At 64.6% G+C, this 22,023-nt stretch carries 20 protein-coding genes; 8 read left to right on the plus strand and 12 right to left on the minus strand.

The features are described 5' to 3' along the window. Positions 1 to 38: 38 nt before the first annotated feature. From ACQY4K_RS06090 to ACQY4K_RS06110, 5 genes are all read right to left on the minus strand, one after another. The gene (locus tag ACQY4K_RS06090) at positions 39 to 617 is read right to left on the minus strand and encodes an AMP-binding enzyme (RefSeq protein ID WP_428394331.1); all 579 of its coding nucleotides are present in this window, start codon (positions 615 to 617) and stop codon (positions 39 to 41) included. 66 nt (positions 618 to 683) lie between these two features. Further along, positions 684 to 1,001 (minus strand): 2Fe-2S iron-sulfur cluster-binding protein, encoded by a 318-nt coding sequence (locus tag ACQY4K_RS06095; protein WP_428394333.1) that lies wholly within the window; start codon positions 999 to 1,001, stop codon positions 684 to 686. Positions 1,002 to 1,035: 34 nt separating this feature from the next. Then, on the minus strand, positions 1,036 to 2,220 hold the full coding sequence (locus tag ACQY4K_RS06100; protein WP_428394335.1) for a cytochrome P450: 1,185 nt from the start codon (positions 2,218 to 2,220) through the stop codon (positions 1,036 to 1,038). Positions 2,221 to 2,490: 270 nt separating this feature from the next. Further along, the gene (locus ACQY4K_RS06105; protein WP_428394337.1) at positions 2,491 to 4,215 is read right to left on the minus strand and encodes an AMP-binding protein; all 1,725 of its coding nucleotides are present in this window, start codon (positions 4,213 to 4,215) and stop codon (positions 2,491 to 2,493) included. 42 nt (positions 4,216 to 4,257) lie between these two features. Beyond that, entirely contained in the window at positions 4,258 to 5,667 is a 1,410-nt protein-coding gene (locus tag ACQY4K_RS06110) for an MFS transporter (protein ID WP_428394339.1), read from the minus strand. A gap of 187 nt (positions 5,668 to 5,854) precedes the next feature. On the opposite strand from ACQY4K_RS06110, the gene ACQY4K_RS06115 reads away from it, so the two are divergent. Further along, entirely contained in the window at positions 5,855 to 6,994 is a 1,140-nt protein-coding gene (locus ACQY4K_RS06115) for an FAD-dependent monooxygenase (RefSeq protein WP_428394341.1), read from the plus strand. 47 nt (positions 6,995 to 7,041) lie between these two features. Next, entirely contained in the window at positions 7,042 to 7,800 is a 759-nt protein-coding gene (locus tag ACQY4K_RS06120; protein WP_428394343.1) for an SDR family NAD(P)-dependent oxidoreductase, read from the plus strand. 90 nt (positions 7,801 to 7,890) lie between these two features. Here the strand turns inward: ACQY4K_RS06120 and ACQY4K_RS06125 are convergent, their stop codons facing one another. Next, positions 7,891 to 8,844, minus strand: coding sequence for an amidohydrolase family protein (locus ACQY4K_RS06125; RefSeq protein ID WP_428394345.1), 954 nt, complete (start codon positions 8,842 to 8,844; stop codon positions 7,891 to 7,893). A gap of 215 nt (positions 8,845 to 9,059) precedes the next feature. On the opposite strand from ACQY4K_RS06125, the gene ACQY4K_RS06130 reads away from it, so the two are divergent. Beyond that, entirely contained in the window at positions 9,060 to 10,235 is a 1,176-nt protein-coding gene (locus ACQY4K_RS06130; protein WP_428394347.1) for a hypothetical protein, read from the plus strand. Between the two features lie 212 nt (positions 10,236 to 10,447). Next, positions 10,448 to 11,095, plus strand: coding sequence for a TetR/AcrR family transcriptional regulator (locus ACQY4K_RS06135; RefSeq protein ID WP_428394349.1), 648 nt, complete (start codon positions 10,448 to 10,450; stop codon positions 11,093 to 11,095). A gap of 46 nt (positions 11,096 to 11,141) precedes the next feature. Here ACQY4K_RS06135 and ACQY4K_RS06140 read toward each other — a convergent pair whose 3' ends face one another. The 4 genes from ACQY4K_RS06140 to ACQY4K_RS06155 form a co-directional block, all read right to left on the minus strand. Continuing rightward, positions 11,142 to 11,402, minus strand: a complete 261-nt coding sequence (locus ACQY4K_RS06140; protein ID WP_428394351.1) for a hypothetical protein — start codon at positions 11,400 to 11,402, stop codon at positions 11,142 to 11,144. Beyond that, positions 11,399 to 12,013: a VOC family protein gene (locus tag ACQY4K_RS06145; protein ID WP_428394353.1), complete on the minus strand. Its 615-nt coding sequence runs from the start codon at positions 12,011 to 12,013 to the stop codon at positions 11,399 to 11,401. Before ACQY4K_RS06145 ends, ACQY4K_RS06140 begins: the two co-directional genes overlap by 4 nt. Before the next feature lie 107 nt (positions 12,014 to 12,120). Then, positions 12,121 to 13,797, minus strand: coding sequence for a carboxylesterase/lipase family protein (locus tag ACQY4K_RS06150; protein WP_428394355.1), 1,677 nt, complete (start codon positions 13,795 to 13,797; stop codon positions 12,121 to 12,123). 292 nt (positions 13,798 to 14,089) lie between these two features. Further along, positions 14,090 to 14,914, minus strand: coding sequence for an alpha/beta fold hydrolase (locus ACQY4K_RS06155; protein ID WP_428394357.1), 825 nt, complete (start codon positions 14,912 to 14,914; stop codon positions 14,090 to 14,092). 120 nt (positions 14,915 to 15,034) lie between these two features. Between ACQY4K_RS06155 and ACQY4K_RS06160 the strand changes: the two genes are divergently transcribed. Continuing rightward, positions 15,035 to 16,000: a LysR substrate-binding domain-containing protein gene (locus ACQY4K_RS06160; protein ID WP_428394359.1), complete on the plus strand. Its 966-nt coding sequence runs from the start codon at positions 15,035 to 15,037 to the stop codon at positions 15,998 to 16,000. Here the strand turns inward: ACQY4K_RS06160 and ACQY4K_RS06165 are convergent. Both ACQY4K_RS06165 and ACQY4K_RS06170 read right to left on the minus strand, forming a co-directional pair. Then, complete coding sequence (locus ACQY4K_RS06165; protein WP_428394361.1) at positions 15,997 to 16,386, minus strand: nuclear transport factor 2 family protein; 390 nt, start codon at positions 16,384 to 16,386, stop codon at positions 15,997 to 15,999. The genes ACQY4K_RS06160 and ACQY4K_RS06165 overlap by 4 nt on opposite strands. A gap of 49 nt (positions 16,387 to 16,435) precedes the next feature. Further along, positions 16,436 to 17,047, minus strand: coding sequence for a VOC family protein (locus tag ACQY4K_RS06170; protein WP_428394363.1), 612 nt, complete (start codon positions 17,045 to 17,047; stop codon positions 16,436 to 16,438). Positions 17,048 to 17,332: 285 nt separating this feature from the next. On the opposite strand from ACQY4K_RS06170, the gene ACQY4K_RS06175 reads away from it, so the two are divergent. From ACQY4K_RS06175 to ACQY4K_RS06185, 3 genes are all read left to right on the plus strand, one after another. After that, on the plus strand, positions 17,333 to 18,574 hold the full coding sequence (locus tag ACQY4K_RS06175; protein ID WP_428394365.1) for an MFS transporter: 1,242 nt from the start codon (positions 17,333 to 17,335) through the stop codon (positions 18,572 to 18,574). A gap of 7 nt (positions 18,575 to 18,581) precedes the next feature. Further along, positions 18,582 to 20,249, plus strand: a complete 1,668-nt coding sequence (locus ACQY4K_RS06180; protein WP_428394367.1) for an FAD-dependent monooxygenase — start codon at positions 18,582 to 18,584, stop codon at positions 20,247 to 20,249. A gap of 313 nt (positions 20,250 to 20,562) precedes the next feature. Next, a complete protein-coding gene (locus ACQY4K_RS06185) occupies positions 20,563 to 22,017 on the plus strand; it encodes a carbohydrate porin (RefSeq protein WP_428394369.1) in 1,455 nt (484 codons plus the stop codon). The last annotated feature ends 6 nt before the right edge of the window (positions 22,018 to 22,023 follow it).

Below are 22,023 nucleotides of genomic sequence, written 5' to 3' on the forward strand. Positions count from 1 at the left end.
TTCGCCACGCCGAGGGAGCACACAGGAGGAAACTCGGCCTAACCGGGCGTTCCGTCATCCGCCGCGACGGCGACCAGTTGGGCGATGAGGATCCGTAGCTGGGCCTTGTCCATCTTGCCAACTCGCGTGAGCGGGAAGCTGTCGATGACCTCGACCCGCTCGGGAAGCTTGAACTTGGCAATGCCCTTTTGCAGGAGGAACTCTCCCGCGCTCTGCACGGTCGGCGCGCGTCGCCCTTCTTGCACGATCAGGAATGCGCACGCCTTTTCGCCGAACATCCTGTCCGGCATCGCAACGACGCGGCAGTCCATGATTTCGGGTTGTTGAGCGATCAATCCCTCAATCTCCTCGGCGCCAATCTTCTCGCCGCCTCGGTTGATGTTGTCCTTGATCCGCCCTTCAAAACCGTCTTCAGCTTTGCCCGCAAGACTGCCGAGATCACCACCGAGGCAGCAACCGATGGCCTCTATGTCGTGCGCACCAGCCTGCCTGCCGAAGCGCTCGATGACGAGGCGACGGTACGCAGCTACAAATCCCTCGCTCGCGTCGAGCGGGCCTTCCGCTGCATCAAGACGGTCGATCTCCAAATCCGCCCAGTGCATCACTGGCTTGCTCATCGGGTGCGCGCATGTCTTTCTCTGCATGCGGGCCTACTATGTCGAATGGCACATGCGGCAGCGGCATCAACCCTCTCTGGCGATCGTCACGCAAAGCCCGTCCAGGACCGGCTCGAACGGGATCTGGCATGACAGGCGCGACGTGGGCGTACGCTCGTCCGAGCTCTCCAGCAAGTCATGCTCATCCTCGCCCGGCAGTCCGACCTGTTCGAAGTGGTCAGGATGAACGATAACATGGCAGGTTGCGCAGGAGCAGCTTCCACCGCATAGCGCCTGCAAATCGTCGAAACCGGCCTTTCGAATATTTTCCATGACGGAAAGGCCGGTAGTCGCCTCAACGATGCGGGTTTCACCATTGGTGTTGGTGACAGTCAGGGAAGCCACGGATTGTTCCTTACCTTAATGCACGGGCCTGCGTTCAGGCCCGCGAGCGAAGCTCGAACGGCAGACTCGTGAACCCGAATAGCCCGCGGTTGGCATGGACTTCCGGCGTTCCTGCTTCCAGGATCTCGCATTGTTCAATCAGTGCCTCAAGCATGACCTCCATTTCCATCTTCGCAAGGTGCATGCCGCCGCATAGATGCGGCCCGCTGCCCCAGGCGAGCTGCGCCCGTGCGTCGCGCGTGACATCGAAACGGTCGGGATCCTCGAAGCGCCGCTCGTCTCGATTCGCGCACGCGTACATGATCATCAGGCGCGACCCCGCTGGAATAACCTCGCCACCAACCCGATAGTTGGCCTTGGCCAGCCGCGAGAACCAGCGGACGACTGAGCTGTGCCGCACGCCCTCAATCACAGCACTTGTTATTAGCGACGGATCATTGCGCAGCAGCCGCCACTGTTCGGGGTTGCGCGCGAGATTATGCAGAAGATGGCCCTTTGCGAGGATCGTGGTATCCAGGCTGGGAATGACATAGGCGCTGAGCGCCCCGCGCGCCTCCGCCTCGCTCAGTTTTCCCGAGGCGATCGCGCCTTCCAGCGTCCGCGCCCAACTGCCCTCCCGAATATCCGTCCATTCCAGACCCAGCAGGTAGGTGCGCCATCCGGCCAGCAGCTCGAAATCGCGGTCGGACCCATCCCGCCTCGGTCCCAAGGCGTTGAAGGTCGCGGCTGCCCAGTCCAGCATGGCCGCGCGCCCCTCCTCTGGCAGGCCAACCAAAGCGCTGATCGCGGCCAGGGGTAGCAAGCGGGCGATTTCGGCGACGGCATCGAATGGTCCGCGATCGACCAGCGCGCTGATACGCTCCGCAATCAATGTCTTCAGCAACGCCCGGTGCTGCTTCAACTGCGCCGGCAGCAACGGCCTGATGACCTCTGCGCGCAGCCGGCGGTGCTGATCGCCGTCGGACTGCAGCAGGTTGGGCATGCCGGGCTGGTTGAATTCCGGGCTGAAGCCGACTCCGCCCGAGCAATAAAGGATATCGGAGGCTTGCAGCGCATCGCGCACGTCATCGAACCGGGGCAAGGCGAAGACATCGGGGTCGCGCAGGCGAACAACCGGCCCCAGGTCACGCATGGCGCGATAATGACCGAACGGCTCTCGCAATGCCGTCGGCGAGAACAGGTCGGTTTCGTAAATCGGAGTCTCGGAATGCTGCGGCATGGCTGTGTTCTCCTCGCTTTTCATCTCGTTCGGCTCAGAATTTCCGAGGCGCGTCAGGGCTCGCCTGACACTGCCTGCAAATATCGCGCACATGGGTCGCGGGTACGTAACGGTCCAGGCTGCCGCGACCAGGACTTGCGCATGGATGCCGACCGCCGATCAGGCCGAAGCGGGTCATGTCGAGCACGCGGGTGCGGTGCCCGCGTATCTGCCCAAGTCAGCTTCATCGCCGGGACCAGACACCGAGCACGGGTCCCAGACCGTCATACGCTAACCGGGCGTTCCGGCATCCGCCTTGGCGGCGACCAGCCGGGCAATGAGGATCCTTAGCTGGGCCTTGTCCACCTTGCCAACCCGCGTGAGCGGGAAGCTGTCGATGACCTCGACCCGCTCGGGAAGCTTGAACTTGGCAATGCCCTTTTGCAGGAGGAACTCTCCCAGGCTCTGCACGGTCGGCGCGCGTCGCCCTTCGTGCACGATCAGGAATGCGCACGCCTTTTCGCCGAACATCCTGTCCGGCATCGCGACGACGCGGCAGTCCATGACGTCAGGATGCTGAGCGATCAATCCCTCAATCTCCTCGGCGCCGATCTTCTCGCCGCCTCGGTTGATGTTGTCCTTGATCCGCCCTTCGAACGAGTAGCAGACCAATCCGTCCAGCCGGTGCGCCTGCATGAGGTCGCCAGAGCGGAAGAACCCGTCCGTGGTGAAGGAAGCGGCCGTGGTTGCGGGATCGTTATAGTAGCCGGTGAGCGTGCTCGGACCACGGAAGCAAAGCTCGCCGATGTCGCCGAACGCCACCTCCGTCTCCTCCCCCGGAACCAGCAAACGCACCGCGTCGCCCGGCGAGACGGGATGGCCGACAGTGCGATGGCGGAGGGCCGCGGAGGAATTCGGCGACGCGGCGAACACCATGCCCTCGGTCATCCCGAACATCTGGCCGACGGGCACGCCGACATGCGCCTCGACCGCATCGGCCCGGGTCAGCGAAAAGAATTGTTTCAGCGTGCTGATGTCGTAGCGTCGAAGGTCATTCACCTCGAGCAGCTTGGCCGCGACCGGTCCGATGCTGCCGCTGAACGTCACCCGGTGCTCACCGATCAGATGGAGCATTTCCACGACGTCCAGCCGCGGCTGCAGCACGAGTGTCCGCCCCTCCAGCCCCACAGGAAGGACCGCGAACAGCGTCCCCGCGTTATGCACGAGCGGCAGGCCCCAGAGCGTGATGTCGTCAGCCGTCAGGCCGTATCTGGCCGAGAGCTGGATGGTCGCTCCAAGGTATTCGCCGTGCATCCTTGGAATGATCTTCGGCAGGCTCGTCGAGCCGCCCGAAAGCTGGAACACGGCCACGTCGCAGGCGCCAGCCTCGACACAAGCGGTCCTGGCGCGGGCGTCGCGGGCGTCGAACGCTGACGCCATCGCCTCGAGCGACGTGGCGTCCCCATGCTCGCCCCCCACGGCAATCACGTGCCGCAACCCCGGGCACGCCGACGCGAGTTCCACTGCGAAACCGACCTGGTCGAAGCGGGCGGCCATATCGGTCTGGGCGAAGATGGCTTTCGCCGACGTTGCCTCGGCAAAGTGCCGCATCTCGGCCAAGCGGTATTGCGGCAGCGTGCAGACCGGCACGACACCAGCCTTCATGCAGCCGTAGAACGCGGTGAAGTAGGCCGTGCTGGTGCCCAGCTGAAACAACACACGGTCGCCTGGTGCCAAGCCAGTCTCGAGCAGGCTCGCGGCGACCGACTCGGTCCTGGCGTCCAGCTCAGCAAAACTCGCCGGACCCTCCAGGCCAACTATGGCGACCTTGGCGGGCATCGCCGCTGCCGTGAGTCGCAAGCTCTCGCCGATCGTCAGGTCGAGCCAGTTGCCAAGGTCGAGCTGCCTGCGGGCGTAATCGCGGGCGTGATAGGGGCTGCCCGGTATCGGGTAGCGCGCTGTCGGCTCGACCGCGCTTGCCTTTTCAGCCGCGATCTTCTCCTGGTTTAAAGTCATCGCGTCTCAGGCTCCCCAAGCCCTGCGCCGTTGCACCCCGGACTAAACGACATTGGAGCGAGCTGCTTTCGCCAGCTGTGGCCGTATCGCCCCCGGGACTGCCGACTCGCGCAGACGGGTGTCGCCGAAGCGGCGGACGCACAGGATTGCAAGGAGGATCGCCGCCAAGGCACCGATCGCAAGTGCTGCCGCCGGAGCGAACAATAATTGCTGCATCGGCAGATGGAGCGCGAGCAAGGCGCCGCCGACGAGAGGGGCGGCAAGCGAGCCGACGCGCCCCATGGCCTGCGCCCAGCCGGTCCCGAGGGCGCGTACCGGCGTGGGATAGATCATGCCCAACGCCGCGCCCATGTTGAAGTTGATCCCGGTGACGCAGAAGCCAGCGCCGGCGATGATGGCGGCAAACGCGAACGGCGGTATGGCCGGCGTGCCGATCGCCGCCACGAGCGGCACGCCGGCGAGGAACAGCACGATCATCGGGATGACGCCCAGGCGGTCCACGATGAAGGTCAGGCAAACACCCCCGGCCAAGCCGCCAATGGAAAACAACGACGCATTGATCGCGGCATGCGCGGTGCTGGATCCCGTTGACTGGAGCAGGGTCGGCAGCCAGCTCAGGGAGAAGAAGTTCGCCATCTGGTTCGCCGCGAGCGCCAGCCACAGCAGCGGGGTGATCGCGGCCAGCCCTCCGGCGAACAACCCCTTCGGCGAGCCGCTTGCGATAGCCTGGACGCGCCGCGCCGGCGCGAAGCGCGTTGAGGCACCAACCGGAAGATCGGGCCGAATGGCGAGGACCCGTCGTCTGACCTCGCCATCGCGGTCACCGCGTTGGGCGAGGTATTTGATCGACTCCGGCAGCACGAAGGTGACCACGGCAGCGACGCCGAGCGGCAACAGCCCACCCACCAGCAGCAGCACGGGCCAGCCGAAACGCGGGATGAGAGCCGCCGCCACCAGCCCGGGGATGGAGATGCCGGCCGGCACGCCGAAATTGACGATTACGATGAACCTGCCGCGCAGGCGTTTCGGCGCGATCTCGGCGGTTAGCGCAATCACGTTCGGGAAGACGCCGCCCAGCCCGAGGCCGGTCAGGAATCGCAGTACGGTGAACTGTGGCAGTGTGCGGGCTGCCATCGTCACGAGCGTGACGCCGCCAACAATGCACAAACCAATTACAATCGCCCTCTTTCGACCCACCCGGTCGCCCACGTAGCCGAGTAGCGGCCCCCCGAACAACAGACCGATGATGCCGGCGGAGAAGACGGAGGTCAGCCCTGCACGCGCGACGTGCCAATGCTTGACGAGCTCTGGAGCGACGTAGCCGATCGCGGACAGGTCAAAGCCGTCAGCCAACATGGCGAGCGTGGTGACCACCAGGAAGACGATCGTCGCTGGCCTGACCTTCTGGCCGTCGATGAGCGTGTCCAAATCCAAGGCGGGTGTCTCGTCCATTGCTTATCTTCTCCCAGCGCCCGCCGTTGTTTTTATGCTTGCGGGACGACTTTGGACATTCATCCGTGGTGCCCGCGCCGGTCGGAATAGCCTCGCCTTACCAAAACAGCTTGGCCGCGCCCGACGTATATGTCAACATCCTGACAACTATGACGATGAGCGAATTTGGTCATGCGGGAGCCTGGATGTGCGCATAGCGGTGATAGGAGGCGGACCAGCAGGGCTGCTTTTCGCGAAATTGGCGAAGCAAGCCGAGTCGGCTCACGAGGTGGACGTATTCGAGCAGAACCCGGCGGACGCGACCTACGGTTTCGGCGTGGTGCTCGCGGACGTGGCCCTTGCAATACTGGACGGCGTCGATCGCGAATTGCGTGAGGGGATTTCCGAGCACGCCGAGTTCCAGGACCGCATCACCATCGTGCAAAAGAGCGTTCCGATCGAGCTGAAAGGGAACGGCTTCCTCGGCATCGGGCGCGTGAAGCTGCTGCAGCTGATGCAGCAAAGCGCTCGGGAGGCAGGCGTGCGGCTGCATTTCGAATCGCCGGTCAGGACCCTCTCAGAGCTGCACGGGTACGACATGATCGTTGGGGCGGACGGGGTCAACAGCACCGTCCGCACGTCGCTGAACCAGCATTTCCAGGCGACGAAGGAGCCGCGGTTGAACAAGTGGGTGTGGTATGCCACGCCCAAGCGGCTCACCTCCGTCGGCCTGGTCTTCCAGGATACCGAATTCGGCACGTTCATAGCGCACAGCTACCGCTTCTCTCCCGAGCTTGGCACGTTCGTGATCGAGTGCAGCGAGGACAGCTGGCGCAGAGCCGGTCTCGACCGTGTGGGCGACGAGGAGAGCCGGGCGATCTGCGGAGACATCTTCCGGGACTTCCTGGGCGGTGCCGCGCTCGTCTCCAATCGGTCGCTCTGGTTCAACCCCGAATTCGTCACCAGCCGCCGCTGGCACACCGGGAACATCGTGCTGATTGGCGATGCGCTGAAGACCGTCCATCCTTCGATCGGCTCGGGGACGAGGATGGCGCTGCAGGACGCGATCGGGCTCGCCACGGCGCTGCGGGCGCACGGCGGCGACGTTGATGCCACGTTCGCGATGTTCGAGCGGGACCGCAGGCACGGTGCTGATTCGTTCCAAAGTGCGGCGATGAAGAGCATCCTCTGGTATGAGACGGTCGATGAGCGGATGCACCTCGACCCGATCGCCTTCGCCTACGACTTCATGATGCGGACGGGGCGGATCAGCAACGAGCGGCTGCGGCGGCTTGATCCGGATTTCGCTGATCTCGCCGAACAGCAACGCCTCGTCTCGCCGGCTTAGTGTCCGGCGAAAGCGATTAGCTGGAAGAGGGCGGAGGGAAGGGGCCGATGGCAAGATTGTCGAACCGGGTCGTCATCGTGACGGGCGGCGCTCAGGGTATCGGTGCGGCCTATGCCAAGGCGCTGGCCACCGAGGGCGCACGTGTCAGTGTGTGCGACCTCCAGCCGCCCGACGCCACCGTCATGGCGATCAAGGACGCCGGCGGCGATGCGATCGGCAGCATCTGCGACGTCACGAACCAGCAAGCCGCCGGCCGCCTCGCGCAGGAAACCGTTGAGCGGTTCGGGACGATCGACGGGCTGGTCAACAATGCGGCGCTGTTCGCCGCATTGCGCCCGAAGCGGTTCGAGGAGATCGCCTCGGACGAGTTCGACCGGGTGCTCCAGGTCAATGTCCGCGGCACCTTCGAGTGCATCAAGGCCGTCCTGCCCGTGATGCGCCGCCAGCATTACGGCAAGATCGTCAACATCGCATCGGGCACCGTGTTCAAGGGCACGCCGATGATGCTGCACTACGTGTCCTCCAAGGGGGCGGTGATCGCGCTCACCCGTGCCATCGCGCGGGAGCTTGGACAAGACGGCATATGCGTCAACTGCGTGGCACCCGGCCTGACCCTGAGCGAGGGCATCAAGAACAGCGAGGACTATCCGCAGGAGATGGTCCGAGCCACGGTTCTGTCGCGCTGCCTGGTCCGCGACCAAACGCCGGAGGACCTGACGGGAGTCGTCGGATTCCTGCTGTCGTCCGAGAGCGACTTCATGACGGGTCAGACCATCGTCGTTGACGGCGGCTCCGTCATGCACTGACGCGCCTGAGCATTCGGCCTAGAGCGATTTGCGCGCCGACTGGCGCGCAGTAGCGCTCTGACACACTGATATTCGGGCAAATTTATCCGATCAGGTGTTTCCACCTGATCGGATTTTGCCCTGGGAGCCGGGGTCGAACCGTGGGAACAGGGCCGCCGCGTTCCCGCCGGCGACAGCTGCATGCACGCCCTCGGCCAAGCCGAGTTCGTTGAGCTGCCTGACGCTGTGCGCCACTGGAAAGTAGCTGTAGTCGCTGCCGAAGAGCAGATGGCTCGCCGGCGCGATCCGCCGCAGGAGCGCGAACATCTCCGGCGCGTAGGCCTGGGCGCAATCGAAGTAGAGCCGCGCGAACGCCGCGTGGACGCCGCCGGGGAACGTCCGCTCGAGCGTGTCCGGGCCAACCGTATCCCATCCTTCGAACCCGGCGATCCGGCCGAGCAATGCGGGCATGATCCCGCCGCCGTGGCAGAATATGAAGCGGATATCCTTAAATTGCCGGGTCACCCCCGTCGCGAGCAGGCCCAGGATGGTCCGCCCCGTATTGGTCGGGAACTCGAGCCACGCCGGCGAGATCAGATCTCCGCCGTAGGCATGGCCCAGGTCCAGGCAGCGTGCCGTCGAGTATGGATGGAAGAAGACGACCGCCTTACGGCGGTTCATCTCCTCGTACAAGGGCAAAAACCGCTCGTCGCTGAGCCAGGTGTCCCCGTCGTTCGTGGGCAGACCGATCCCGTCTGCATGAAGGACATCGTAGGCGTAGGCAAACTCGGCGAGGGCGGCGTCAACGTCCCGAAGCGGGAGCGACGCGAACACTCCAAGGCGTCCCGGGTGATCCAGGCAGATACGCGTCGCCCACTCGTTCCACCTGCGGGCCTGCGAGCAGCCGTCGTCACTGCCGGTGCAGCGGACCGGCGGCAAGCTGCCGATGGCCGCGGTGATCCCGTTCCGATCCAGCTCGTCGAGCGTCATCTCAACCGACCAGCGGCGGCCCTCATTGTCCTTCGAGGTCGGATAGAAGTGGTGGTGAATGTCTATCGAGGTCATCGACTACGTGGAGCCTTGCGTCCTGGTTCGCGCCTACTTCGAGAGCTAAAGCAAAGGCGTCTGTATTTCAACAGGTTCGTCGAACAATCAGAACGCCCTCTTGCGCTGGCAAGGCGGCGACATTAGCGTCGAGGTTCCAACAAATCCGACGGGACCACTCGGTGGCAGATCAGCCGACAGCAGGGTTTCGCAACGCCGGTTGGACGATGCAAGGTTTGCCGGAAGGCACCCGGGTGTCCGTCCAGCCGCTTCGGACAGGCGATGGTGCGGCAGTCAATGGTTTCCTCTACAGCCGCGATCGATCCGACACCGTGTTGTGCATCATGCACCCGCGGGAGTTTTTGGCCACGCACTATCTCATCCCCGAGATCCTGGCCGCGGGACGCTCGGTCTTCACGCAGACGTCGCGGTCGGTTGGCTCCGACCTCCGACTTGAGCATGAGACGGCGCTCCTGGACGTTGCCGCCGGCGTCTCGTTCCTGCGTGATGCGGGCTTCAGGCGGGTGATCCTCGTCGGCAACTCCGGCGGTGCCAGCCTGTATGGCTTCTATAATGAGCAATCGCTGCTGGCACCTGACGACCGTCTCGAACGCACGCCGAGCGGGCGCCCGACAAGGCTGCGGGACGCACGGATGCCGGCCGTGGACGGCATGGTCTTCGTCGCTCCCCATCCCGGACAGGGCGTCGTCCTCCAGAACTGCATCGACCCGGCGGTGGCGGATGAGCGCGATCCTTTGGCGACGATCCCTGAGCTCGACTTCCTGGACCGCCGAAATGGATTCAAGGAAGGCAGTTCCCGATACGAGCCCGACTTCATCGACCGCTATCGCGCGGCCCAGACGGACAGGGTTGCCCGGCTGGATACAACGGCACGAGACCTCATCAAGGCGCGGGTCGCCGCACGCAAGCGGTTCAAGGAAGGCGGCACGCGTGGCGACCGGATCGCGGGTGCCTACGCGCCCGCGATGATCGTGTGGCGGACCGATGCTGACCTGCGTTGCTGGGACCTCTCGATCGATCCGTCGGACCGTACGGTCGGGTCGGTGTGGAGCAAGGACCCATTCACCACCAATTTCGGCGTGGTCGGGTTCGGCCGGTTCTGCACGCCCGAGGCCTGGCTCTCCACATGGTCAGGCCTGTCCTCGCGCGCCAACCTCGCTCGGACCGCCGTCAGCGTGCAACAGCCATGCCTGTTCATCGAGTACACCGGCGACAGCGTCGTGTTCCCGGCCGATGCCGAACGCATCTACGCCGCCATCCCCTCAACCGGTAAGCAGCGGTTCAGGTTTCGCGGCGACCACCATGGCCAGGCGCTTGCGCCCGGGGAGCCGCCCGGGAGGGAACTCGCCGGCAATGCGGTCCGGGACTGGCTGGCACAGCATTTTGCGTAACGCCGCGGCCCGTTGCGGCGCACGCAAGCCGCCTTGTTCCACGGTCACGCCTGCCCTACGCATGCAGGGCCGATCGACGGCGGACAGGATTATCCAGGTGGTAGATGCCAGCCCAGCCTAGGACGAGGCGCACCCCGCGCAGCCCACCACCAGAGATGCGACGTAGCCGCTCGCTGCCTGCCGAGCGCAACGGTCCGCGTCGGGAAGTGCTCGTGGTCGAAGTGCTGGACAAAGCCGCCGCCTTGTTCGCAACCCGTGGCTTCGCCGCGACCAGTTTGCAGGATATCGCAAACGAGATCGGGCTCAGCCGGACCTCCATCTACTACTACTTCTCCAGCAAGGAAGCGTTGCTTGAGGAACTTCTACGGGGCGTGACGCAGCGGCCGACAACAATCTTCTCCGAGCTGGGTGGCCTGAAAGGGGCAAGCCACTCGGCAAGGCTGACGGAAGCGGCCAGACAGCTTGTCATGTGGGTTACCGACCCGCACACGCACTTTAAACTGCTCGATAACGCCGAGAGCGAACTCCCGAAGAAGCTGGCGGCCGCGCACCGGGACACGAAGCGCCGCGTCCTTCGTGGCATGGTCGATCTGATCCAGGGCGGCATCACGGACGGTGAATTCAGGCCGGTCGACGCCCAGGTCGCCGCGTTCGCCATCCTTGGCATGTGCAACTGGGCCGCTTGGTGGTTCTCTCCATCCGGCAAGCTGAGCCGCAAAGAGGTCGCCGATCAGATCGCGGCGCTCGCCCTGGCCACGGTCCAGAAGCCGGCTGGGACCGGAACGGCTCGCGATATGAAGTCGCTGGTGGCATCCATCCGGGAGAACCTCGACCTGATCGACCTCAACCTCTCCACATGACCGGGCGCCAATAACGGGCAAAGTCCGTGCAAGCCGTGCCGAGGAGTCAAATCGGTTCGTTCGTCTCCACCAGCCGGATGACGTCCTTGTTGAAGGTGTCGATCTTTCCGTCCAATCCGCCGGTGAGACAGCCGAACCAGACGGCTTCGCTGAGGCCGGTATCCTGCCGCCTGATGTCGATCGCACCATGGAACTGGACGTATCGGTAGCCGCCGCCGGCCGGGTGGACCACGCAGTTGGGATTTTGCTCAGCCACATGCGCGAGGGCGCTGAACTCCGGCACGTCGAGGACGAAGAAGCCGCTCATGCACCCAATGCGCCCTGGTCTGCGGCATCCTGCTGATGCTGCCGCACCAGGCTCGCCTTGGTCCGCCACAGGCTCTCGATGCCATCCCAGCGGCCAGACTCCTCCAACTCCAGGGCGGCGGCGACGGTCAACTCCGCGTCGATAGCGTCGAGCGGCTCGAGGTCGCGCAAGGACCGGGTGATCTCCAGCGGGTAGCCGTTCGGGTCACGGAAGTAAATCGACTCAAGGATTTCGTGCCGGATCGACTGGCTGACGCGCACGCCCTTTTCCTCAAGGCGCGTCTGCCAGGCCAGCAGTTCCTCCTCGGAGTCAACGCTCCAGGCGGTGTGGTTCGCCATCGCCATGTAGCCGCGGGGAACCCGCATCGTGTCCGGCTGCTGTGTTCCTATGTAGTAAAAGAACGCAATCGTACTGCCACGGCCGCTGTCGAAGAAGAAGTGGATGAAATCGGCATGCTGCTCGTTCTCGCGGCCCCAGCCCTTCGCGGTGATCGCGTGGACCAAGGGCAGCCCGAGAGCGTCCCGATAGAATTCGATCGTCTCACGGAGCTTCCAGGTCGGCCGCGCCGTATGGTCCACACCGCGTAGGACGGGTCCACCAACTGGATCCATTTCCGTCAAAGCTCCGCGCTCTCTGAAGCATCCAGCTCGAATTTCATGATTCGACGCATGTGTCAATGCCTGGACACAAGTGACACCTCAGGAGCGGGGAGTCCGCCTCAGAACGCGATAAAGGGCAGGAAGAAATCGCAGCTGTGCTGCTGCGAGACCGTGCTGTCACTCAGCAGCGACAGCAGGGGGATGTTCTCCGACAGATAGAACGAGGTGGCCGCCTGGCTGGAGTCGTAGCGTGGCCAGGGGAAGTTGCCGCTCCAGTTCGGGTTGCCGGTGTGGACGAAGTTGGACCACAGCGCCACCATCTCGTCCGATAGCAGCCACTGCTGCAGATTCAGCTGTCGCGGAATGCCGTTTACGCTGCCGTGGAAATGCGGGAACAAATATTGCAGATCGCCGGTATGATAGGCGAGCGACTGGAATTGCGGCAGCGGCGGGTAGTAGAATGGCGCCGTCTTGTCGTCGAACTGGTAGGCGTAGAAGGGCACCTGGGTCGAGATCGTCTTGTTGATGTTGAATTGCGGGCAGGCGAAGAATGGCGTGCCGATCGCGTCGGCCGCCAGCTGTGGCGTTGGGAATGCGCTCGTCGGGAAGGCGGCCTGCACCTTGCTCGCGTTGGCGCCGTAATCGGCCTGGGCCAGGGCCGTCACGTCGGCCGCGGTGATCGGCTTACCGCTGAAATAGACCTGCGGCGCGTCGAAGAAGTTTTCCTCGTCGTGCACGAAGCCGCTGATGATCGGCATGTGGTTGAAGGTGCCGCTGCTGAAGCTGGCGTAGATGCCTTGCGCAGGGATGATCGTCCCGTCGGAGATCGTCAGCGGGAGTATTAGCGGACCGTTCGCCTGCGGAGTGCCTTGGACGGCGAGGATCGCCTGGACCGGCTGGCTGCGCAGGCAGGCGGCGACGGCGGGTGTCGCACCTGGGCCGCAGCCTAGCGCCTCCGCGACTCCGGTGCCGATCTGCTCGGCGACCGGCAGAGGCAGCGAATCGAACAGGACGCTCTCGAAGATGGCGCGATTGAACAGCCCCGCGGCCAGTGGCGAGACGACGTTCGAGGCGCTATCATAGGAGCCGGAGGACTGGCCGCCGAGTGCGACCCGAGCGGGATCCCCGCCGAAGGCGGCGATGTTCTTCTGCACCCACTTGAGCACGAGCTGCTGGTCCAGGATGCCGTAATTGGCGAACGGATGCCCCTCGGCATCGAGCGCTGGGTTGGCCAGGAAGCCGAGGAACCCGAGGCGGTAGTTGAAGGTGACGACGATCATCTGACCCTGTGCCGCGAGCTTGGTCGCATCATAGTCGTTGCTCTCGCCGTCGTAGTTGCCGCCGCCGTGGATGAAGACGAGGACCGGCAGCTTATTTGCGGTCTTCAGGTTCGGCGTGAACACGTTGACGTAGAGGCAATCCTCGTTGACGCTGGGGCTTGCGAATACGCCGGTGGTGGTGATCTGGGCGCAGGTCGGACCGAATTGATTGGCCTGACGGAGCTGCGAGAAGGCCGGAAACGGTTGCGGCGGTTGCCAGCGCAGCGGGCCTGTGGGCGGCACCGCGTAGGGAATGCCGAGATATTCGGACACGCCCTTATCGACGATACCCTGGACCGGCCCGGCGGGCGCGTTGACCACCGACGAGGCGGGCAGGCCGGATCGCGGCTGCACTTCCAGCGCCGTTGCGGGGGGCGTTACTGCCACCGTGGCGAGCAGCGCGCCGAAGAGGCCGAGGGCGAATGCGCGTTGCCGGACTGGCCCGCAGGCCGCCACGGATTGTCTCCGATTGGTCACGTTGATCTCCCTATTGACGTTCTCTTTGCGTCTGCTTTGTCGTTATCGACTTCATCCCGGATGCGCAGGCGGAGCAACGAGGGCCTCTTTTCGGCCCGCTCGATGAGCCGGATCCATGCGCGCCCGATAATAACCAAATGAAAGTTGCGTTGGAGATATCGGTTTGCTGCAGTTGATACCGCGACCGCATCGCTGGCCGGCATGCGCCGGCGTGCCACGGCTCCCGTCAGTCAGCCCGGCGGCACCACTGGTCCTGGCAAAGAGCCTGACTGAAACAGGCAGCCGCGTCGCTTCAAGATCTTTCCGGGTCTGATCCCCGGAGCAGCGGCGCCAGCGCCTGGGCAAACTCCGCGGGGTAAGTGAGATAGCCGACGTGGCCGCCCGGGAGGACGTGCAACGGCGCGCCGAGCCGGGCGGCGAATGCGGTGGCGATGTGATGCGGCAGGAGTTCACCGCTGTCCTGCCCGGCGATGAACGCCAGGTTGGCCCTGGGCAGCGCCCCGATATCGAAGGTCGTCGGCGGATACTGGCGGAGTTCGTGTTCAAACCAATAATCGAAATCGCGCGCTGTCTGCGCGGCATCCCCGTGCTCGGCGGCGGCGGCGAGGGTGCGCCGGTCGGAGGCTGACATCATGGCCACCAGGAACTTGCCGATCGCCGGCCGCAGACCGTCGGCATAATAGAGGTCATACGTGTCCTGCAGGGACGCCACCTCACGCTCGCGCTCGGCGTCCGCCAGCAGCGACAAGGCCGGTGGCTCATGCGCCAGCAGCAGGCGCACCGACTCCGCATGCCGGGTCAGCACCTGGAGTGCCACGATGGCGCCTGAGCTGCTGCCGAACACCAACGCCGGCCCGGTGCCCTCGTGTGCAATCAGCCTCGCGACGTCGCCCGCATCGGTCTGTAGCCGCACGTCGTAGTCCTGTGGGCCGTCGAGCAGGCTCGCGCCGTAGCCACGACGATCATAGGTCAGCACGCGGAAATGCTGCGACAAATGCTGCGCCAGCGGATGGTAGATCGCACCGGAGCCACGTGCGCCGGCGATCAGCACCAGGAGTGGACCATCGCCGAAAATGCGGTAGTCAAGCATGGCACCGGGAACCGGAAGCGTCGGCATCAGTCTGTCTCCCCGCCGGCTCTCGTCCGGCATTTGCTTCACCCTCTCAAGTTGATTGAGTGCGATAAAGATGCGTTGTTGAGGTCAAGGATGCGCTTCAAACATCCATAGGGAGGCAGCATGAAACTCAATCAGCTACGCGAAGTCGTCTCCATTGCTGAACAGGGTAGCATCCGGGCCGCGGCACGCCAGCTTGCGATTGGTCAGCCGGCGTTGACGCGCAGCCTGGCCGAACTCGAGCGCGAGCTCGGCGCCTCCCTCTTCGAGCGGCGTTCGCGGGGCGTGGTGGCAACGCCATTGGGCCAGTTGTTCCTGCGCCGTGCGGCGTTAATCGTGCACGAAATGCGCCGGGCGCGCGAAGAGGTGGAGCAATTCGGCGGCTCGACCACCGGGACTGTCACCGCCGGGCTGTCCATCGCCACGCACCTGGCGCTGCTGCCGGGCGCCCTGCAGCCGTTCACCCGGCGCTTTCCGGATGCCAAGCTGCACATCATCGAGGGGCTCTACCCGACCCTGGAGCCCGGCCTGCGTACGGGCAGCGTTGACTTCTATCTCGGCGTCGATCCAGGCAAGACGGTGGCGCCTGAGCTGACGCGCGAAGTGATCAGCCAGAACAGTCGCACTGTGCTGTGCCGGTTTGGACATCCACTGCAGGCGGCGACGAAACTCGCGGCGCTGACTGAGGTCAGGTGGGCGACGAACTCCATTATGTTGGCGGATGAGGACGAAATCGGCGCGCTCTTCCAGCAGCATCACCTGCCGCCGCCGCGAATCGGGTTGCGCAGCCAGTCGGCACTGACCCTGATGATCTGCCTGCTGAACAGCGACTTCATGGCGATCGTGCCGGTGCAGTGGACCGAGTCCGCGCTCGCCAAGGGTCGGCTGGCAACGGTGTCGGTTCGCGAGGAACTTGCAGCACCCCCGGTGGTGCTGATCAAGCGGGCCGATTTGGTGCTGACGCCCGCCGCGCGATGCTTCCTCGACCTGCTGCAGCGCTCCCGGCTGTATCCACCCGCGCCCTCGGCGATGGCGCCGGGCCGGCGGCGCCTGACCAACCCGGCCGCGGCAGGTCCCACGATCCGCTAGCTCGCGAAGACCGTCGTCAAGCGACGCTGCGCGAAGCGCCAGATGCCGTCGTCGCAATGCCGATAGAGGTCGTCGTATTCGGCGACCAGCAGCGGTACAGGCGGCCCGAGGCCAGGCCCATCAAAGCGATGCAGCGTCAGCAGGACCGTCCCCTGCACCTGCCCTGCCCCGTTGGAAACAAGCCGGATATTGGATTGCACATGCCGCGAGCAGCGCTCGGTCATCGCTGCCCGCTCCGCCGCCCAGCGGGAAATGGCGTCGCGCCCGACCTTGTCCGCACCGATACCGAACAGGCGCGCGTCATCCGTGTAGAGGTCAACGATGCGGTCCGCCTGGCCATGGTCGATCAGCCAGGCGTGCTCGTGAATCAGCGCCTCGATCGCCATGCGGACTGAAGAGTCCAGAGCATCGGCCATGGACGGCATGGTGCGCGCCTCAGATCGGCAGGCCGATGTCCGGGATCACGTCCGGGACGAAGGCGCCGGCCCGGACCGCGGGCTGCAACGTGCTGAACGGCTGGCCTTCCATGTGCGCCTGCCAGACTTTGTCCGGGTCGAAAAAAGTGCCAATCGGGTTGGCGCGGAAATCTTCCGACGTGCGCATGAAATGCGTCGACAGCTTCCAATCGCCGAAATTGTCGCTTTGCAGCTCGACGAAGTTGCCCTCCGGATCCTTGTAGTACATCGAAATGGTCAGGCCGTGATCGAGGCAAAACGCCGGCAGGATGCCTTCCCCCTTCAGCCGCTCGTAGGATGCCATGAGGTCGGCGAAGCTTGGGTACTCGAAGGCACTGTGATGCATGCCGTTATGTCTGACCTTGTCAGGGTCGTCATCCAGGCCGGGCACCGAGAGGAAGGCGACGCGGTGGTTCGCCTCGTCATTGGTGGTCCAGGCATTGTTCGCGTCCCTGAAGTTCACTTCTGCGCCGATCACGGTGCAGTACCAGTCAACGAGTTCGTGCAGCCTGCTGGTCTTGATCGTGACGTGATGAAATACCGGCCTGATAACTTCAGCCATGTTCCCCTCTTGACGCTCTTTGGCGCGCACGCCGGGCGATTGCGGGATATGGGTAGCAGTATGTCTGTGTCCTTGATAGATGGCCGGCTGGAGTGAGCGATCACATCGCAGTATCACCGGCTGCGGGGTTGTGCCTACAGCGATGCCGAAACGGCATCGCACTACGAGACGCGTCATCTTCACGACCGCGCGTCACCAATGCTTGCTCAGTCTGCCCGCGGTCGCGGGTGCAACTGGCGGTCAGCCAGCCAGGAAAGAAGTGACGGGATGAGAACGGTTCCAAGAGGAACAATTGGAGTAGGTGAATGTGCGCCGATGGCGGCTGGCGTGGCGGACGCGCACCTGATTGAGGTCGACCGCAGCTGGGGCGTCGTGGGCGCATCGACGATCGGGCTTACCTTCTCGCTCGGCACCTTGCTGCTCTACACATTCGGGGTCTTCGTGCGTCCCTTGACGGCCGAGTTCGGCTGGACGCGTACGCAACTCTCCGGCGCGCTCGCATTGTCCCAGTACACCTTCGCATTTGCCGCCCCGGTCTGGGGCATGCTGATCGACCGGTTCGGGCCGCGGGCTGTGCTGCTGCCGTCGGTGGTGTGCATGGCGCTCCTGGTGGGCTCGCTCAGCCTGCTCGGCAACCTGTGGGAGTACTACCTCATTTTCATCGCCGCCTCGTTCTGCGCCGGCGGGGCGACCCCGATCGGCTACGCCGCCGTGCTGGTGCGCAGGTTCGAGCGGCGGCTGGGACTGGCACTCGGCCTGGCAATGATGGGTGTTGGCATCGGCGCCGCCGTGTTGCCGCCGCTATCGGCGATGCTGATCCATGATTTCGGCTGGCGTGCGGCCTATGTCGGGCTCGGCATCCTCACCTTCGTCTTCACCGTTCCGGCAGCCCTCATCGCGACGCGGCGCGCGAGCGGCCCGGCGCGGACCGGCATCGCCACCCCGCTCGCGCCCCTGCTGCCCACGCCCATGCCGGTGCTGCCGCTGATCATATCACGGACTTTCATTCTGATATGCGCCATCTTCGTGCTGCTCGGCGCCACGTCGATAGGCACGCTCACCAGCATCGTGCCGATGATGGTCGGCCGCGGCTTCACGCTGCAGGCGGCGGCCAAACTGGCCGGGCTGACCGGGCTGGCCGCGATCTGCGGGCGCGGCGGTATCGGCTGGGTGCTCGACCGCGTGCATCCGCCTTTCGTCGTGGCCGGCATTGCGCTGGCAGCACTCGGCGCCTACCTGCTCGCCGCCTACGGCAGCGGCGGGACGTCCGGCACCGTTATGGCCCTCCTGCTGGGCGCGGTGGTGGGTGCCGAGGTTGATTTCACGGCCTTCTTCATCCGGCGTTATTTCGGCGAGGCCACCTTCAGCCGTTTGTACGGCGTGGCGTTCGGTATTTTCCTGATCGGCGTCGGCACCGGGCCCGTGCTGGCCAGCACCAGCTTCGACCATTTCGGCAGCTACCGGCCCGGTTCGCTGCTGTTCGCGGCCGGCGCGGTTCTCGTCGTGCTCCTCACCTTCGTAATGCCGAGGCCACCCGCCATGAGACGCGCCGGATGATGTGCCCATGACTGAACGCATGCTCGACGCGCTCGTCATCGGCGCTGGCCCGGTCGGACTTTCGCTCGCCATCGAGCTGGGCCATCGCGGCATCACCTGCCTGGTGGTGGAGCGAAACGACCGCGTCGGCTACAGCCCACGCGCCAAGACCACCAACGTACGCACCCGCGAGCACCTGCGTCGGTGGGGCATCGCCGACGCCTTGCGGCAGGCCTCGCCGATCCCACCCGACTACGGCGCCAACGTGGTGTTCGCCACGCGCATGAACGGTCCCTTGCTGGCGCGCTTCGAGAACGCGATGCACGGGCGGCGTGAGCGCAACGAATTATTCTCCGAGGAGGGCCAATGGGTCCCGCAATACACGCTGGAGGAGGTGCTGCGCCGGCATGCCGCCTCGCTGGAGGGCGTGCAGATCGCGTTCGGCTGCGAGCTGAACGGCTTCGAGGCAAGCGAGGACAGTGTCAGCGCGCAGCTGCGCCAAATCGAGACCGGAGAAGCGCGGACCGTGCGCAGCCGCTATCTGATCGGCGCCGACGGCGCGCGCAGCGCGGTGCGCGAGGCGATCGGCGCGCGGATGGAAGGCCACTCGCCGGGCCTGAAGAACTACAGCATCATCTTCCGCGCGCCCGAGCTGGCGTCCCGCCACGGCCACGGCGAGGCGTTCATGTATTGGTTGGTCAACGCCGACGCCCCGGCCTTGCTGGGGCCGATGGATCAGCACGGCTTGTGGTTCTTCATGGCGACGAAGCTCGCCGATGACGTGGATCCGGCGAGCGTGGACCCGGTCGCGCTGATCCGCCGCGGCACCGGTCTGGACGGCCTTGCCATCGAGATCGTGCGCACCGATCCCTGGGTGGCGCACAGCCTGATCGCCGATCGATACGCGCACGGACGCGTGTTTCTCGCCGGCGATGCCTGCCACCTGCACCCGCCCTTCGGGGGCTTTGGCATGAACATGGGGATAGGCGACGCCGTCGATCTCGGCTGGAAACTGGCGGCCACCCTGCAGGGCTGGGGCGGGGGGGACCTGCTCGCCTCCTACCAGGCGGAGCGCCGGCCGGTGCATGAGCGGGTGATCAACGAGGCGATGACCAACTACGCCACCGTCGGCAACCAGCTGGTGCGTCCATCGATGGAAGCCGCCGGGCCGGAAGGCGACGCCGTTCGCGAGCAGGTCGGCGCGCAGATCCGTGCGACAAAGCGCCGCGAGTTCGACACGCTCGGCGTGGTGCTCGGCTACCGGTATGCGGGCTCCCCGATCATCGTGTCGGACGGGACGGTAGCACCACCCGAGGACACCATGCGCTACGTGCCATCCGCGGTACCGGGGTGCCTCGCACCGCATCAATGGCTGCACGACGGCAGCTCACTGTATGATCATTTCGGGGCTGGTTACACGCTGCTGGTCATGCGAGGCGACGGGGCGGAGGCGGACGCGTTTGCCGCCGCCGCTGCCGGGCACGGAATACCGCTGCGCGTGATCGTGCCGGACGACGAGCGACTGGCAAAGCTCTACGAGGCGCGGTTTGCGCTCATCCGCCCGGATCAGCACGTTGCCTGGCGCGGCGCGCAGCTGCCCGAGGACCCGCAATCGTTACTGGACCGCATCACCGGGCAATCAAGTGGCCATGCGCCGCGAGAGGAGTATGCAAGGGCCGCGCGATCGGCGTCCTGACCATAAGCGTTCCGATAGCGCACAGGCTTGAACGCCTGACCGTCTCGATGTCACGCTAGGAAAGTCACGCTGGATCGGCAGCGGCGTCCATTCCATGCTGCGCAAATGGTTTTAATGTAATCAGTAAATTGCGACAGGTATGTCAGACATATCTATTGAGCGCACGTCGACAGAACTTATCGTCTGTCATTGAAAATGTATAATTCGCATTGACTGTGTATCGTCGCAATGGTACTTCATTACCGTAACGGCATAAGCCGAATGGGCTCAGCCCAGCGATCCCGGGGGGAAACCAATGCGACGAACACGTGGAATGATCGCGATATCCGCGGTGCTCGCAGCCAGCGTTCCGGCCGCCGGCCTGGCACAGTCCAGCGAGCGAGGCAGCATCGTCAGCGGTCCGGCAGGATCAAACTCGCTGATCGGCGTATCACCGAACCCGAGCCAGAACACGCCGGGCGAGCAACTGCGCTCCGCCGCCAACGCGCGCGCGCTCCCCACAGTCAATACCGGCCTGTTCCCGGAAATCGGCAACCAACTCCTTGATGACGGCATCGACATTCATGGCGGGCTGCTCGACCATGCCGTCACCAACCCGAGCACCGGCAACATACCGGGCAATACGGAAAACCTGGGCATCTTCCGTCCCGACGTCGACATCGACCTTGGCAAGCTCTTCGGCCTACAAGGTGGCATCTTCCATGCGGCGCTGACCTACTGGTTCAGCAAGAGCGACATACCCGGCATCATCGCACAAACCGGCGGCTCCCTGGACGGCTACCAGACCACGCCGATCCTCGAGGCAAGCACACTGTCCCGCCTGACCTACGAACAATTGCTCATGAATAAAAAGCTCGACGTCGAAGTCGGCAGGGGGAATGTCCACCAGTATTTCTTCATCCCCAACAGCCTCGATCCGTTCACCTACGATGCGCCGTTGATCAACGTGAACGCCGACTTCAACTCATTTCCTTACGCCCTGTGGATGGGCAGAGCGACCTACAAGCTCACGCCGGCCTGGTACCTGCAGGGCGGCATCTTCGAGGACGCCTACGCACGGGTCGTCAAGAATGGCTGGAACTTCGGCACCGAGGGTGCCACCGGCGTGCAGACCATCGGCGAACTGGGCTACCGGACCAACTTCCGAACCGAGGCATATCCGGCCAACCTCGAGGCCGGGTTCGTCTGGAACACACGGCACGGCTACAACAACCTCAAGGGTACCGCCGCCGTCACCACGCGCGCCACCACCGCCGCCGACTACCCTGGCGGTGGCGTGATCGTCTTTCAGGGCGCCAAGGTCGTCGCACGTGGCCCCAACCGGGCCGGCTTGCCGCCGGTCAACTTGCAAATCTACAGTCAGCTCGATGTCGCGGTCGACAAGCCGCAGCCGTTCGACCTGGACGCCGCAGTCGGCGCCAACCTGACCGGCGCGATCCCCTTCCGGCCAGCCGACATACTCGGTCTCCAGGCCCGCTACCTCCGTCTCAGCGCCATCGAGGCCGCATTCGAGACGCGCATCCACACCTTGCTCAACCGCAGACGCTTCGCCGGCACCCAGCAACGTGACGCCTTCCAGTTCGAGGCGTCGTATCAGATCCAGGTGACCCGGTACGCCACCCTTTCGCTCTACGGCCAGTACTACGTCAACCCGGACGACTATTTCGTTCCCTTCTTCAACCGCGTGCCCGGCAACGGCTTCGAGGCAGGCACATTGCTGCGTATCCCGCTCGGCCCGCTCCTCGGAACGAGCGTCAAGCCGTTCTGACTGCAA

It is taken from the genome of Lichenicoccus sp. (assembly GCF_965276875.1).
Classification (GTDB): Bacteria; Pseudomonadota; Alphaproteobacteria; order Acetobacterales; family Acetobacteraceae; genus Lichenicoccus.